A 15,212-nucleotide genomic window follows, 5' to 3' on the forward strand; every position below is an offset into this window, starting at 1 on the left:
TGCCACCCCTTATGATAGATTGATAAAAACGATTGCAATTTTCTTCTTCATCCACCAAAATATAACACATATTAATCTTTTAGAAAGGAGCCACGACATGAATGAACTGACACGAACAGAAGTTGAAGAAAAAATTGTCCAACTTGTGATGAATAAGTTGTCGCTCACTGAGCAGCCAGGCCTTGATGATAGTTTAAAAGCTTTAGGATTAAATTCTGTCCAAATTGTCTCTTTTGTTATTTCATTAGAGGACACCTTTCACATTGCGTTTGAAGACGAAGAATTACACCCTGACCACTTCCGCACCTTAGATCGACTCTTTACTTTGGTCAAAACCAAACTGACTAAGACGCTGTGATGACCTGCGCCATAAATAAAGAGCGGTAATGCGAGGAGGCTTCCATCAGCTCCTCATGAGTACCGCAGCTTTGAACAGCACCGTCTTCAAGTACATAGATCATATCTGCATTTTGTATGGTCGATAATCTGTGTGCAATCACAAGCAAAGTGCTTCCTCCTTTTGCATCGTCTATCCCTTTTTGAACCTGCCTTTCTGTCTGCCGGTCAAGGGCCGATGTCGCCTCATCTAATATCAGAAAATCAGCCTGTTTTAAAAGCGCTCTAGCGATAGCTAAACGCTGTCGTTGTCCCCCTGACAAGGAAATTCCCCTCTCTCCAATGACTGTATCAAATCCTTTTTCAAGTCCTTTAATGAAGGGAAGAATTTGTGCAATTTCACAAACCTGCTCAAGTTGTTCTTCAGTAATATCAGTTAATCCCATGATGAGATTGAGACGTATGGTGTCTGGGAAGAAATAGGGTTCTTGCGGGACAACGGCTACTCGTTTTAAGAAATGAGATGGCTCTATCTCTGATCGTTCAACGCCATTTACTAAAACGTTTCCGCTATCCGGTTGATAAAGTCCAAGTGCCAGCTTTGAGATAGTCGATTTCCCGCTGCCGCTCGCTCCAACAATGGCCACTTTTTTTCCTTTTGGAATATGAAGATTCAAGTCGTTTAAAGCCCCTTTAGATGTTTGTTCATAAGAAAAACAAACATCTTCAAACACCACATCTTCCACAGAATGTATTCGCTTCGTTCCTTTTTCTTCGTTTTCTATTTGCAGTACATCTGCAATTCGATGAACAGATGCACGTTGGTGGAAAAATTCAAATACATACTGGAATAACTCCTGATAACTTTTCATTAATTGAGAAGCATATTGGTAAATGACGACAAATAAGCCGATTGACATGTTTCCTGCTGCTACTTGATATGTGCCAAACACAAGCACAGATAGTATTCCAAACCATTTCAATGGCTCTGTTAAAAATAGAAGCTTATTTTGAAACTTACCTTCTTTAATGACACGATCCATCATCTTGTTAAATAGCTTTTTATACAAACCGATTTCCCATTTGCGTCGATCAAATGCAACCACTTCTCTTGTAGAAGAAATTCCTTCTTCGACATGCACGAATAGATCTGACTTTCTCTCTTGCACTTCTTTTGCGATGTTTGTTGCCGTTTTCGCCATTTTTTTACCGACAATGAAATAACACGTGCTTGCAAAAAGAAGCAAGAAAAATAATACAGGACTCACAGATAGTAAAATGATCGATAAAACAACGGCCATAAAAATGGTTTGTACAATCTTCGGTATATGTAAAGCAGCTGTGACAGCGACTGTCTTTACATCTTGGTTAAGCTTGTGTAAATAATAACTAACTGGATGAATTTTATATGATCTCATCGATACTTGCTGAAGCTGATCTAACATCTTTTTCTGTAATGAATGGTGGATGGTAAGGTAGTTTTTGTGCATCACATATGGACTGGCGACAAACATGACAACATAGACAAGAAAAATGATGGCAAACAGCATCAAGATATGAGGGAATTGTTGATTGCCGCTATTCAAAAGGACATCGTCAATGAGCCACTTTTGCAGCCCGATCATGGCTAAATTAGCTGCTGCTTCAATCAAAACGAGTAAAAGAGCGAGGATGAGCATCCATTTTTGCTTTGTGATCAAAAGAAACAGCCAATTTTTCCTCATGTTACACCTGCCTCCTTTTCTGAGCGGTCAGACGCCAATTGATAAAAATGTCCCTTTTTTCTCATCAATTCATTAAAATGTCCAGTTTCTAACATACGACCGTCTTCTATCAAAATAATTCTGTCAAAATGTCTTACAGTAGATAAACGATGTGCGACTGCAATGACAGTAGATTCCTTAAATGTTTGATGTAATGCCTGCTGGACTTTTTGCTCGCTGACACTGTCAAGAGATGCTGTTGCTTCATCGAGTAATACAACAGTTGGATTTTTAGCAAATAGCCGGGCAATCGCGATCTTTTGCTTTTGACCACCAGAAAGTTTTAATCCTCTTTCACCAAGTATGGTGTCGTATCCGTTTGCTAGTTCTCTTATAAATGAGTCGCAATCAGCTTTTTTAGCGGCTTCAATGATCTGTTGATCTGAAAGACTTGTATCTCCAAAACGAATATTGTCCTTTACACTCATATTAAATAAAAACGTTTCTTGAAAAACAAACCCCATCGCACCTCTTATTTGACTAGTAGGTAAACAGCGCAAATCAACTCCATCAAGTGTGATCATCCCAGATGAGGGATCATAAAAGCGTCCAATTAATTTAAGAAGCGATGTTTTCCCTCCACCACTCGTACCGACAAGCGCCACTTTTTCACCACGCCGAATATGTAGATTCATCCCCTTTAATAAAGGAGGATGATTGGGATAATGAAAATCAACGTCATGAAACACGATATCGCCTTCGACTTGATCAAGCAGCATAGGCTGACGAGGCTCTCTAATATCTGGTGTTTTTTTCATAAAATGATATAAAGGTTCAATTTGAAAGGTTAAGATTCGTTGTTCTGTTAGAAGTGTGACAATAGAAGTAAGCATATGCATTGCTGAAAAATAATATAGTATATATGCCACAAAACCGCCTGTCGTCAGCTGGCCATTATTTACAAGGTAGATGCCGAGAGCAAATGTAGCTAGAGCACCAATATAATAAGTGAGCCTGCGGTTGCTTCCTCGTAAGTAAGCGAAAAAAACATTTTTTTCATGATCTTGGCGGACCTGTTCATGCAGCTTTTGAATCCGCTTCATGTCCCAATTCATATAACCTAAAATTCTAAGCTCTTCCATTGAAGCAAGACTTTCGTATAATTTTGTTTGCAATGTGCGAAAACCTTCTGCACTTTGTCTTCCGTAGATCGTTGCCTTTTTTTCAAGCCAAGGTCCAAAGATATAGTAGAGAATAAAACTTGGAATAATGATGAGAGTGAGTAAGATAGAAATTTGTATCATAAAGTATAGTGAGATGGCGATAAATAGTGTCTGATTGATAAATTGTGGGAAGTAGCGTCTGTAAATTTCTTGTACAGCTCGTGTTTGTGTGTTAACAAAGGAGAGTGTTTCACTAACAGAATGTTGTTCGTAGTATGAGAAACCGAGTTGACGGATTTGCTGGAAGGCAGCAAATTGTGAATCTCTTGAGGCTTGTTCGATTAATTTTCTTTGCCATAAATTTCGTGCAGCTGTCAGTATAATACCAAGTGCTATCAAGCCAGTCAGGCCTAACAATAATCCATTCATTTTAGAAAAGTCTTTTGCTGGCAAAATCGTTTCAATAAAATATTGAATAAATTTAGGTATAATGAGTTCGCTCAAGGTAATAACGAATCCACTCATAATGACTAGAATCACTTTACCTGTATAAGGCTTTAAAAATGAGAGTGTCCATAAATATACACGCCATAACTGCTTTGAATCTTTGTCGATTTGTTTCAATCCATCACCAGCCTTTTGCTCTTTTTCAACAAAAAACGGAATTTTTTTACAACTTTTTCGATCCTTGTTTGGATTATATAAAATGTTTCTACTCATGACAATGTGTAATTTGTATCATTATAACAGAAAAGGCAGTGACTTCCATCACCGCCTAATCGTCCTATATTTCACTGTTATCTAGTGATACGCGTATACCAATGAGGTTCTATTTGACGAAAATAATCATGATCTTTTAATACATTTTCTAGTCTTTCGATCATCTCATCCATTTGACCTGGATCAAATTTAATGACCCACATAATCGATGAAAAGATGCTCATTGCGACATATACAGAGTAAAGCTGCCAAAAATCAGCTGGTATTTCACCATCAAAATACCCATTTATTTGACCAGCCGCAAATGCTTCACTTGTTTCTCTACTGAAGAGAGCTACTTTATAAAAATCATGAATGGGGTCTCCCCAATCAAAATTATTAAAATCAATAACCCCTGCATATTTATCATTCTTTATAATAATATTCCCTAAATGAAAGTCATCGTGCTGAAATTGGTTAGGCCTTCCCTTCACCTTATCTATGTGCTGTGCGATAAACTGCGCAACTTTTTCATCCCCTTCTATGGAGATACCGCTTTCCCGATAAGCAGTTAAATATCGATGATGCTTTTTCACAACACGCTCTTCCCAAGGTTCGATATGTGATGGCGCTGGATATGTATGCATGTTTCGTAAATCCCGTCCTGCACTTACCCCGATCGCATACTGCTGTTCTTCTGTTAACTGACTCATGATTTCTTTTGCTTCTTGACCTTCTACAAACGATAAAATATAGTACACTTGCTGTGTTTCATCTAGAACACCTATTTTCACTGGATCAGCACACTGAACACCGTGACGTCTTAATTGGGAAAGGAGCTCAAATTGCGTCTTTATTTTGTCATATTGGTCTTGATCTGTGAATCGAAGGACATACTTTTCACCTGATGACATCGTCACGACCCATTTTTCATCTCGAGAATAGCCTTTATCAATTTGGTCTATGGAGATCGCTTTTTTTAATAAGGGAATGTGCTGCATAAGGTCTGTTTTATTCATGGATTGATCCATCCTTCCCAGTCTCTTTTCTTCTCACTCTACCAAATTTTTCATTTGAAGAGAATGATCAACAATTCCTATTTATATCGAAACTGCTTTACAATGTTTTTCCATTCTAATATAGTTAATTTATGTAAAGAATAGAAAATTTGTAAAGAGGAGCGTTGCAGATGAATGAAACGACGGATGCCCTTTCACTATCAAGTCAAGTAAAAGATTTGGTCCTGCGTTCTTTGGACGATGATAGCAAGATTTCTATTGGTGCAGATGAAGAGTTAACAAATCACGGTCTCGATTCAATTAAAGCAGTTTCACTCATTTTGGAATTAGAAGAGGTTTTTGATATTCAATTTGCAGATGAGGAACTATTGACAGAGCACTTTTCGACAATCAATAAAATTGTTCATCAGCTGCAAAACAAGTTAGCTGATTAATCTTTAGGCATGAAAAAAAGGCATCTCTTTAAAAAGACATGCCTTTTTTTGTTTAAGCAGAAGGTACATCCCCCGTTGGACTAATAAGCGAGAGAGCATAATCTTCTGTAAAGATTCTTTTCGATAAATTATTCACGCCGTCTAATGAGACGCGATTGATTTCATCAATAATTTCATCAAGCGTACGATGTTTGCCAAGGAGTAATTCATTTTTACCATTTCGGCTCATCTTGCTGTTTGTGCTTTCAAGACTGAGCATGAGGTTGCCTTTCATTTGCTCCTTAGAGTTTTCAAGTTCTTTCTGCGTAATTCCCTCACGTTTTAAGACGTCTAATGTTTGTAAGATGGTTTCAGATAGCAGGTTCAGCTGCTTCGCTCCAGTTCCACCATAGATCGTCAGCATTCCATTATCTGCAAATGAACTATGATAGCTGAATACAGAATACGCAAGTCCTTTATCTTCTCTTACGTCTTGGAACAACCGGCTGCTCATGCTTCCGCCTAGAACATTATTTAAGACGATTAAGTCATAGATGCCCTGATCTCCAGCAGGAAGTCCGTTAAAGCCCATGCAAAGATGCGCCTGTTCTGTTTCCTTTTTGCGTGTCAATTTGTCATAGTGGAATTGCGGGGCTTCGACAGGCTGCTTTTTCCCCTTTCCTTCATACGAGCCAAATAATGTTTCGACCTCACGAATGAAGGTGTCATCGACGTTCCCTGCAACAGAGATGACGACGCGATCTGGCGTATAGAATTCGTCCATATATTTTCTAAGGGAATCACCGTTAAAAGTAGAGAGTGTTTCCTCTGTCCCTAAAATCGGATAACCTAATGAATGATCACCGTAAATGGCTTTACTTAACAAATCATGAACGATGTCATCAGGAGTATCTTCATACATTTTAATTTCTTCATAGACCACATTTTTTTCTTTCTTCAGCTCTTCTTCGTCAAAAGCAGAGTTGAAAAACATGTCACCCAACACATCGAGGGCATACCCAGCATGTGAATCAAGTACCTTTGCATAATAGCAAGTATATTCTTTTGACGTAAAGGCATTCACTTGACCACCAATGCGGTCAAAGGATTCTGCGATATCACGTGCAGATCTCGTCTTTGTTCCTTTAAAGAACATATGCTCTAAAAAGTGTGAGATCCCATTTACTTCTGGTGTCTCATGTCTAGAACCTGTTCCAATCCAGACGCCAATTGCGACAGACCTTACAGTGGGATTGTTTTCAAGTACAATTCTTACTCCGTTTTGGCATGTATACGTTTTGACCAAGTTTTGCTCCTCCTATTCAACAAACAGATCGCATCACGGATGTCTTTTTTCACTTAGGAGGTCAGAAACCGTTCCTAATTCATATCCTCTTTCTTTGATTTGAGTGATAAGTGCGTCAAGACTTCTCGCTGTTGCGTCTGTTGGATGCATTAATATCATCGCCCCATTGTGAATTTTCCCAAGCACTCGTTTTTGTAATACAGCTGGTGATGGTTTTTGCCAGTCGATCGTGTCTACTGTCCACATAATGGTTTCCATTCCTTCTTGTTTCGCAAGCTTTACTGTTTCTTCTTTAAAGCTGCCACTTGGAGGCGCAAACCATATCGGTTTTTTCCCAAGGGATTCTTCAATTTGGCGATTTGTTTTAATCATCTGCTCTAATGCTCGTTCTCTTGTCAGTGTGCGCATATCTGGGTGATTGTATGAATGATTTCCAATTTCATGACCATCTGCCACGATTTTTTTAGCAAGGTCTGGACTGTTTTTCACCCATTTGCCTTCTAAGAAAAAGGTTGCCTTCACTTGATGCTTTTCTAGTGTATTCAACATCTTTGTTAAATGCTCGTCGCCCCAAGCTACATTGATCAGGAATGCATTCATCTTTTTGTCTGGATGTCCCTTATAGATAGGTTCAGCACCAAGTTCATGTAAATGGACAGATGGTTTTGTTTCTTTAAAAACAAGCAGCTTTTCATCGAAAGAGCCCTGTTTTTTCATTTTTTCGTAAGAAGCATCGATATCGACTGTCTGTCCATTTAAACCAGGCATCTTTTTCCACACTTTATCAATCTTAGCATTTTGCGGCTTCTCTTCATAGTCAGAAGACTTCGATTCGATCTCTTGATACAGAATATCTTTTGAAACAGATGCTACCTCGGCGTGCTCTTTCATTGAATTCATATATGTAACAGCAGCCGGCTGCTTCATCGTTTGATATGACACGAGCAGTAAAAATACAAACACAAAGAATGGTATCGTTTTTTTCAATGGTTGTCCCTCCCCTTTACCACAAATTATGATGGGGAGAAACAAGCTAGAACTATTGTTACGCGCAAGAAAAGAAAGAAGCCTGGCACGGATACCTGGCTTCTAACACATTTTATTTGTTCTCATTAAGACTGCTTTTCTTCTTTTTCCTTTTCTTCACGTAAAACAGCTTTACGGGAAAGGTTTACACGGCCTTGTTTATCGATCTCAGTGACTTTGACGAGTAGTTCGTCACCAATCTTCACGACATCTTCTACTTTGCCAACACGTTCAAGTGCAAGCTCAGAAATATGAACAAGTCCATCTTTGCCGCTGAAGATTTCAAGGAAGGCACCGAATTTTTCAATTCGTTTTACTTTACCTAAGTAAAGTTGGCCAACTTCAACTTCTCTGACAAGATCTTCAATGATTTTCTTCGCTTTTTGGTTCATGTCTTCTTCAGTAGAAGAGATAAAGATTGTACCGTCTTGTTCAATATCAATTTTCACACCGGTATCTTCAATGATTTTATTGATTTGTTTACCGCTTGGTCCAATGACATCGCGAATTTTATCTGGATTGATTGTCATCGTTAAGATTTTTGGTGCATAACGTGACAATTCTCCTCTAGAAGCTGGAATCGTTGACAGCATGCTATCTAAAATTTCCATTCTTCCTTTTTTCGCTTGTTGAAGTGCTTCTTCTAAAATGTCTTTTGATAGACCATCGATTTTGATGTCCATTTGAAGCGCTGTTACACCTTTAGATGTACCTGCTACTTTAAAGTCCATATCTCCAAGTGCATCTTCCATTCCTTGAATGTCTGTCAGCACTGTGTAGTATTCACCAGATTTAACAAGTCCCATTGCAATCCCTGCAACTGGTGCTTTAATTGGAACACCTGCATCCATCATCGCAAGTGTGCTCGCACAAATACTTGCTTGTGAAGTAGAACCGTTTGATTCTAACACCTCAGACACAAGGCGAACCGTATAAGGGAAATCTTTTTCAGATGGAATGACTGGCTCTAATGCACGTTCGCCTAACGCACCATGTCCAATCTCACGACGGCCTGGACCACGCATTGGGCCGGTCTCACCAACACTGAATTGCGGGAAGTTATAATGGTGCATGAATCGCTTAGACTCTTCAACACCAAGACCATCAAGAATCTGTACATCACCAAGTGCACCTAATGTACAAATACTGAGTGCCTGTGTTTGGCCCCTTGTAAACAATCCTGAACCGTGCGTTCTTGGAAGAAGTCCTACTTCTGAAGAAAGTGGACGGATTTGATCGACGCCGCGTCCATCTGGACGTACTTTCTCTTCAGTAATAAGGCGGCGAACTTCGTTTTTCACAAGCTTGTTTAAGACATCCTTCGCTTGTTTAATCGTTGCTTCGTCACGCTCTTCTTCTTCAAATTTTTGAACGACAGCTTTTTTCACAGCACTGATGGCATCTTCACGAGCATGCTTCTCATGTACTTGAATCGCTTTCAGTAGATCCGCTTCAGCAAGTTGTTTTACTTCCTCTGCTAATGCTTGATCGACTTCATATAAAGGAATATCGATTTTTTCTTTACCGACAGCTTTTACAATTTCTTCTTGGAATTCGATTAAGCGTTTGATCTCTTGATGGCCGTACATGATAGCTTCAAGCATTGTTTCTTCTGGTACTTCATCAGCACCAGCTTCTACCATGTTGATTGCATCTTTTGTTCCAGCTACAACAAGGTTGATATCGCTTTGTTCAAGCTGCTCAACATTTGGGTTGATGATGAGCTTTCCATCTATTCGTCCTACTGTCACACCAGCGATTGGTCCCTCAAATGGAATGTCAGACACACATAAAGCTAAAGATGAGCCAAACATTGCAGCCATTTCAGATGAACAATCTTGATCCACACTCATGACAATACTAATGACTTGTACTTCATTTCTAAATCCGTCTGCAAATAGTGGACGGATCGGTCTGTCAATTAAGCGGCTCGCAAGGATTGCTTTTTCACTTGGGCGGCCTTCTCTTTTAATGAAACCACCAGGAATTTTACCAACTGCATATAATCTTTCTTCGTAGTTTACAGTGAGCGGGAAAAAATCAAGTGGTTTTGGTTCTTTAGAAGCTGTTGCTGAGCTAAGCACAGCCGTATCTCCGTAGCGTACGAGAACCGCTCCGTTTGCTTGCTTTGCAAGCTGGCCAGTTTCAACTGTCAGTTGACGTCCAGCCCAGTCTATGGTGAAGACTTGTTTCTCTTGTCCCATTCTGTGATAAACTCCTCTCTTGTCGTAAAGTTTTTAGGTTATTTCTTATTATGAACAAAATGATTTTCACATATCAATGTGAAAGCTGTATGTAGAAGGGTTTTTGCCATTCTTTCAACATTTTAACCATAAAATATTAGTGATTATACGATAAAAAAGCGGGAATCCTCCCGCTTTTTACGATTATCGACGTAAGCCTAGTTTGTTAATTAACTCACGGTAACGAGTTACGTCTTTATTACGTAGATACGTAAGAAGATTACGACGTCTACCTACCATTTTCAAAAGACCGCGACGTGAGTGGTGATCTTTCTTATGAGTACGTAAATGCTCGTTCAAGTTGTTAATTGATTCTGTTAGGACAGCGATCTGAACTTCTGGAGATCCAGTATCAGATTCGTGTGTTTTGAACTCATTAATTAATTGAGTTTTACGCTCTTGAGTAATAGCCATCCTGTTTCACCTCCAAATCATGTTAGCCCCATCTACCTCGCAACCGTCGGTGAAGTCGGCCTGCCAAGTAAGTGGTTTTAAAGCTACAGGAATTATCATACTAAAAATATGCCGATTTTGCAAATGATAGAGCGGTTTTTCTGCGATTTTTTTGTTTAATGAAGATGATTTTGAAAAAACTGAATCGCTTCTTCTTTATCTTGACTAATTTGAGCCGTTAATTCTTGGATACCGTTAAATTTTTGTTCACTGCGAATCCGTTTGTACCACTGTAATTTAATCGGTTCACCATAAATTTCTTCGTTAAAATCAAAAAGGTTCACTTCAATCGCAGGCTGATCAGGACGTTTTTCATAAAATGTTGGTTTGTAGCCAACGTTACAAACACCGTCATACACCTTGCCTTTCACTTCCGCTCTCACTGCATATACGCCTGTTGGCGGGATGATGTACTCAGCAGATAAACCAACATTGGCGGTTGGAAAGCCAATCGTGCGTCCTCGTTTATCTCCATGAATCACAATGCCTCGCAGCTGATACGGTTTGCCTAAAAGCTCACTCACATATTCAACGTCTCCATTTTTCAATGCGGAACGTATCAGGGTCGAGCTGACTTTCCGGTCTTGGTTGGAAAGCTTAGGTACAATGGTCGCAGCAATCCGCCCTTTCCCGTATTCGTCAAACGTTTCCATTGTGCCTGCGCCAAACCGGCCGAATGTAAAATCGAACCCAGCGACTGCATGCTTCACATTCAGTTCGTCCAAATATTGATCGACAAACTCTTGAGGAGACAGTGCTGCAAAGCTTTCGCTGAATTGCACAATGTATAAGTAGTCAGCACCTAATTGTTCGATAAAATCAATCTTATCCTCAAGCGGTGTGATTAAGTCTTTTGGTTCACGTGCTTTTTGCAGAACATGTGATGGATGCGGATGAAAAGTCATGACAGCTAGAGCTAAACCCTCTTTTTCCGCAATGTTTTTCGCTGCATCAATCACTTTTTGGTGTCCGAGGTGAACACCGTCAAAATACCCTAAAGCCATCACAGACGGGACTTGATCCTTTTGATTCAATGTATGTGGGTGTGAAATATGTATAGTCTTCACGAGATGGTCACCTTTTCTTTAAGATTGCTTGTCCTGTGATAAAATCTTCGCCGGCTTCATCAGGTTCTGTTTGGTCGGGTGCTTCATATAAATCGCCATACAACGGCCTGAAGGAGCAAAGACAGCGACACGATCTTCCTCTGCAAAATGAGCAAATTCATCAGGCATAGGTAGGACTGCACCGTTTTCCACTTTACTTGCTAATGTATCATTTATCTCCCATTTCGGCAAATGATTGAGCGCACGCTCGATCGGCACAAGATGTTCCTCAACCGTTCCTTCCTCGCTGATCTCCCGCAGCTCATCAAGAGTGATACATTCATCTAACGTAAAGTCACCAGATCCAATGCGAATGAGGTGAGACATGTGGGCTGGAAACCCAAGTTTTTTTCCGATATCGACGGCTAACGTTCTCACATATGTGCCTTTTGAACACAGGACGGTGAATCTAAAGGATACCTTTCCATTTTCAAATGTGACAGGTGTTGTCCGCTCGATGCGATGAATGGTAATTTCACGGCTTGGACGTTCAATTTCAATGCCTTGCCTTGCATATTCATAGAGCTTTTTTCCGCCAATTTTCACAGCAGAAAACATCGGAGGGATCTGTTCAATGGTTCCTTCAAATTGTTTCAACGCAGCATCAATGTCATCTTCTGACATCGGTACCGGCACCTTTTTTTCTTCTACTACTTCACCTGTTTGGTCTTCTGTCGTTGTAGAAAATCCAATGGTGATTTCCGCATCATACGTTTTCGATTTATCTGTTAAGTACTCCACAATTTTTGTCGCTCGTCCAATACAAATAGGCAGAACACCTGAAACCTCTGGATCGAGTGTCCCTGTATGTCCCACTTTTTTTGTGTGTAAAATCTTTCTCACTTTAAACACACAGTCGTGAGAGGTCATGCCTCTTTCTTTATGTAATAAAAGAACACCGCTTTGCACCTGCGTTCTCTCCTTTCATAAACGATGAAAAAGGACAGACGATCATCGCCTATCCTTATTTCAACGTCTTATTCGTGATCTTTTGTGTTTAGTTCAGCAATCAGGCTTTCAATTCGGTTACCGTAGTCTACAGACTCATCGAATTCAAAGTGAAGCTCTGGTGTTTTGCGAAGTCTGATTCGATTGCCAATTTCAGAGCGGATATACCCTTTCGCCTTTGCAAGGCCTTTTAAGGTTTCCTCTCTTTTCTTCTCGTCGCCAAGAACAGAAATATAGACTTTAGCAATTTGCAAATCACCGGATACTTCAACATCCGTTACAGTCAAAAAGCCGATTCTTGGATCTTTTAGCTTTCTGCCAAGGATGTCGCCTAATTCTTTTTTCATTTGCTCACCCACACGGGTTGCTCTCATACTCATGATCTTATCACCTCTAATTAAAACCACTCAGTTTTCGTGATCGTTCGTTCAATTTCCGGAAAAGAATCAATAAAGCTTAACACACGCTGAAGTTCCTTTTCCACTTGAACCCGGGAGGAGGAAATGACGGCGATTCCGATCGAAGTACGCTGCCATGTATCCTGATAGTCCATTTCAGCAATGGTCACATTGAATTTATGGCGCGTTCTTGTCATGATACGCTGCAGAACCGCACGTTTTTCCTTCAGTGAGGATGCATCATAGATCATACACTCACACTCGGTATAACCGATCATTTTCTTTCGATTTCTTGCATAACGAATGATTCCATGACATCACCTTCACGGATATCATTGTATTTCTTAATGGTAATACCACATTCATAGCCTTGTGAAACTTCTTTCACATCATCTTTGAATCGTTTTAATACGTCGACTTCGCCTTCAAAGATGACGACGCCATCACGAATTAAGCGGATACCACTGTCTCTAGTAATGGTACCTTCAGTGACATAGCCACCAGCAATTGTACCGATTTTTGATACTTTGAACGTTTGACGAACTTCAACTTGACCGATGACTTTTTCTTCATATTCAGGGTCAAGCATCCCTTTCATCGCAGCTTCAATTTCATCGATGACTTTGTAGATGATGCGGTGTAAGCGGATATCTACGTTTTCTGTTTCAGCTGTGCTCTTCGCATTGCCATCAGGACGTACGTTAAATCCAATCACAATCGCATTAGAAGCACTTGCTAAAATGATATCAGATTCTGTAATCGCTCCAACACCCGTATGGATGATTTTCACTTTGACGCCTTCTACTTCAATTTTTTGAAGAGCTGCCGTCAGTGCTTCAGCAGAACCTTGTACGTCTGCTTTTACGATTAAGTTGATATCTTTCACATCACCTTGTTTGATTTGCTCAAATAGGTCATCAAGAGATAATTTCGCTTTGTCTGAACGCTGTTCATCAAGTTGTTTAGACGCACGCGCCTCACCGACTTGACGAGCTGTTTTTTCATCTTTGAATACGAGGAACTGATCCCCTGCATGCGGTACATCATTTAAACCAGTGATTTCAACAGGTGTAGATGGTCCTGCTGTTTTCACGCGGCGTCCGATGTCATTGACCATTGCACGTACACGGCCAAATGTATTTCCGACAACGATTGGGTCACCTACTTGAAGTGTACCAGTTTGAACGAGAAGGGTTGCAACAGAACCTCTTCCTTTATCAAGCTCAGCCTCGATCACAGTTCCTTTTGCCGCACGATTTGGGTTGGCTTTTAGTTCTGCTACTTCGCTGACAAGAAGGATCATTTCGATCAATTCGTCAATGCCTTCGCCTGTTTTTGCAGATAAAGGAACGAAAATGGTTTCGCCGCCCCAAGCCTCAGGTACAAGACCATGCTCAGTTAATTCCTGCATCACGCGGTCAGGGTTCGCTGTTGGTTTGTCAATTTTATTGACAGCCACAATGATTGGCACCTCTGCCGCTTTTGCGTGGTTGATCGCTTCAATCGTTTGCGGCATGACACCATCATCTGCTGCAACGACCAAGATCGTCGTATCTGTTACTTCAGCACCGCGTGCTCGCATCGTAGTGAAAGCTGCGTGTCCTGGTGTATCAAGGAACGTGATTTTCTTACCGTTTTCTTCAATTTGGTATGCACCAATATGCTGCGTAATTCCACCCGCTTCGCCTTCAACAACTTTCGTTTTACGAATGCTGTCAAGAAGCGTTGTTTTCCCGTGGTCAACGTGTCCCATGATCGTTACGACTGGAGGGCGTACTTGCATATCTTCTTCTTTATCTTCAACTTCATACTTTTCAAGTTCAGTTTCTTCTAAAATGATGACTTCTTCTACTGGAACACCATATTCAGAAGCAATTAATTCGACTGTATCTTTGTCGAGCTCTTGGTTGATCGTAGCCATGACACCAAGCATCATCAGTTTTTTGATGATTTCAGCAGTTTCTTTGCCAAGCTCGTCAGCAAGCTGGCCGACTGTCATTGAATTTGTAAATTCAATTTTTTCAGGAAGCTCTTTTTTCGGCTTCACAGGTCTTGCTTGCTGATGCTGCGCCTTGTTGTTGCCGCCGCGTTTATTTTTGTTTTTGTTTTGGTTGTTGTTTTTTTTGTTTTTATTAAATTGATTATTCTGCACGTCATTCTTCTTTCTATCATTGTTTTTGTTAGATGATTGTTTTTTTTGTTCTGCGGGTTTCTCGTTAGCTGTCTCTTTTGCTTTGGCTTTTTTATAGATAGCGTCTAGCTTTTTCACAGTGTCGTCTTCAAGCGTCGCCATGTGGTTGTTCACTTCCACGTTCATATCCTTAAGCGCTGCTATAATATCTTTACTTGAAACATCTATGGCTTTTGCGTATTCATATACTCTCACTTTAGCCATTCGT

14 protein-coding genes are annotated in these 15,212 nt (G+C 40.2%); 2 read left to right on the forward strand and 12 right to left on the reverse strand.

Annotation, left to right across the window (positions count from 1 at the left end; all coding sequences use genetic code 11):
• Window positions 1-97 precede the first annotated feature (97 nt).
• Entirely contained in the window at window positions 98-358 is a 261-nt protein-coding gene (locus tag FXF70_RS13500) for an acyl carrier protein (RefSeq protein ID WP_041507289.1), read from the forward strand.
• Here the strand turns inward: FXF70_RS13500 and FXF70_RS13505 are convergent.
• The 3 genes from FXF70_RS13505 to FXF70_RS13515 all read right to left on the reverse strand — a co-directional run bounded on the left by FXF70_RS13505 (window position 345) and on the right by FXF70_RS13515 (window position 4,920).
• The gene (locus FXF70_RS13505) at window positions 345-2,060 is read right to left on the reverse strand and encodes an ABC transporter ATP-binding protein (RefSeq protein ID WP_057079548.1); all 1,716 of its coding nucleotides are present in this window, start codon (window positions 2,058-2,060) and stop codon (window positions 345-347) included. The two genes, FXF70_RS13500 and FXF70_RS13505, sit on opposite strands and share 14 nt — an antisense overlap.
• Window positions 2,057-3,826: an ABC transporter ATP-binding protein gene (locus FXF70_RS13510; protein ID WP_187424773.1), complete on the reverse strand. Its 1,770-nt coding sequence runs from the start codon at window positions 3,824-3,826 to the stop codon at window positions 2,057-2,059. The genes FXF70_RS13505 and FXF70_RS13510 overlap by 4 nt, the downstream gene beginning before the upstream one ends.
• Window positions 3,827-3,999: 173 nt before the next feature.
• Window positions 4,000-4,920 carry an aminoglycoside phosphotransferase family protein gene (locus FXF70_RS13515; protein ID WP_262368840.1) on the reverse strand — a complete coding sequence of 307 codons (921 nt, stop codon included), beginning with the start codon at window positions 4,918-4,920 and terminating at the stop codon, window positions 4,000-4,002.
• A 170-nt stretch (window positions 4,921-5,090) separates the two neighbouring features.
• Here FXF70_RS13515 and FXF70_RS13520 point away from each other — a divergent pair, with 170 nt between their 5' ends.
• On the forward strand, window positions 5,091-5,354 hold the full coding sequence (locus FXF70_RS13520) for an acyl carrier protein (protein WP_052463354.1): 264 nt from the start codon (window positions 5,091-5,093) through the stop codon (window positions 5,352-5,354).
• Window positions 5,355-5,406: 52 nt separating this feature from the next.
• Here the strand turns inward: FXF70_RS13520 and FXF70_RS13525 are convergent, their stop codons facing one another.
• From FXF70_RS13525 to infB, 9 genes are all read right to left on the reverse strand, one after another.
• Window positions 5,407-6,639, reverse strand: coding sequence for a M16 family metallopeptidase (locus FXF70_RS13525; RefSeq protein ID WP_048001555.1), 1,233 nt, complete (start codon window positions 6,637-6,639; stop codon window positions 5,407-5,409).
• Window positions 6,640-6,672: 33 nt separating this feature from the next.
• Window positions 6,673-7,626 carry a polysaccharide deacetylase family protein gene (locus FXF70_RS13530; protein WP_017359068.1) on the reverse strand — a complete coding sequence of 318 codons (954 nt, stop codon included), beginning with the start codon at window positions 7,624-7,626 and terminating at the stop codon, window positions 6,673-6,675.
• A gap of 125 nt (window positions 7,627-7,751) precedes the next feature.
• Window positions 7,752-9,869: a polyribonucleotide nucleotidyltransferase gene (gene pnp / locus FXF70_RS13535; RefSeq protein WP_148780421.1), complete on the reverse strand. Its 2,118-nt coding sequence runs from the start codon at window positions 9,867-9,869 to the stop codon at window positions 7,752-7,754.
• Window positions 9,870-10,052: 183 nt separating this feature from the next.
• Window positions 10,053-10,322, reverse strand: coding sequence for a 30S ribosomal protein S15 (gene rpsO, locus FXF70_RS13540; protein WP_008354438.1), 270 nt, complete (start codon window positions 10,320-10,322; stop codon window positions 10,053-10,055).
• Between the two features lie 155 nt (window positions 10,323-10,477).
• Complete coding sequence (gene ribF, locus FXF70_RS13545) at window positions 10,478-11,428, reverse strand: bifunctional riboflavin kinase/FAD synthetase (protein ID WP_125588861.1); 951 nt, start codon at window positions 11,426-11,428, stop codon at window positions 10,478-10,480.
• A gap of 18 nt (window positions 11,429-11,446) precedes the next feature.
• A complete protein-coding gene (gene truB, locus FXF70_RS13550) occupies window positions 11,447-12,376 on the reverse strand; it encodes a tRNA pseudouridine(55) synthase TruB (RefSeq protein ID WP_148780422.1) in 930 nt (309 codons plus the stop codon).
• A gap of 68 nt (window positions 12,377-12,444) precedes the next feature.
• Window positions 12,445-12,795, reverse strand: a complete 351-nt coding sequence (gene rbfA, locus FXF70_RS13555) for a 30S ribosome-binding factor RbfA (RefSeq protein WP_007499525.1) — start codon at window positions 12,793-12,795, stop codon at window positions 12,445-12,447.
• Window positions 12,796-12,812: 17 nt separating this feature from the next.
• Window positions 12,813-13,091 carry a DUF503 domain-containing protein gene (locus FXF70_RS13560; RefSeq protein ID WP_017359071.1) on the reverse strand — a complete coding sequence of 93 codons (279 nt, stop codon included), beginning with the start codon at window positions 13,089-13,091 and terminating at the stop codon, window positions 12,813-12,815.
• Window positions 13,088-15,208 (reverse strand): translation initiation factor IF-2, encoded by a 2,121-nt coding sequence (gene infB, locus FXF70_RS13565; protein ID WP_007499526.1) that lies wholly within the window; start codon window positions 15,206-15,208, stop codon window positions 13,088-13,090. The genes FXF70_RS13560 and infB overlap by 4 nt, the downstream gene beginning before the upstream one ends.
• Between the last annotated feature and the right edge of the window lie 4 nt (window positions 15,209-15,212).

Source organism: Bacillus sp. Y3, from assembly GCF_008123875.1.
Taxonomy (GTDB): Bacteria; Bacillota; Bacilli; order Bacillales; family Bacillaceae; genus Bacillus; species Bacillus altitudinis.